Annotated in this window: 1 protein-coding gene; it reads left to right on the top strand. The window is 43.2% G+C overall.

The window, feature by feature from the left end:
* Window positions 1-181, top strand: a 181-nt coding sequence (locus IEV57_RS19365; RefSeq protein WP_229744344.1) for a hypothetical protein, incomplete at its 5' end; no start/stop codon positions are given.
* Between the last annotated feature and the right edge of the window lie 215 nt (window positions 182-396).

Raw genomic sequence — 396 nt, 5'->3', positions numbered from 1 at the left:
CCCTACGAAGTTTGCCCAAGAGAAGAACCTCTGGCTCATGATTGCCCGATGGAAATACTTAATGAATGTTGAACCAAACGGTCAACGCTATTTAGGGAGGTACATTTTCCCTTTCCCCTTTTTCCTCCTTCATCCTTTCCCACCTTTCTCCTTTAACCTTTTCCCTTTCTCCTCTCTTTAAATATCCTCTGTGCCTCCTCTGTGCCACTCGGTGTAATAAAAAAACTTTGCTCTTTCCTCCTTTATCCTTTCTAAATTTACTAATCCTCCTATCGTCCCGAAAGACACTTAATATTTCTAAAAATAACCACCGCAGGGACTCTGGGTTACGTGTGCGCCCTTCTTTACCCCGCACTGCGGCGCATAACTGTAGCAGTGACTAAATATGTTTTTCAT

Source organism: Belliella aquatica (genome assembly GCF_014637795.1).
In the GTDB taxonomy this organism is placed as follows: Bacteria; Bacteroidota; Bacteroidia; order Cytophagales; family Cyclobacteriaceae; genus Belliella; species Belliella aquatica.
Note: the sequence above shows the minus strand (reverse complement) of the source record. Positions and strands in the feature narration are given on the sequence as shown.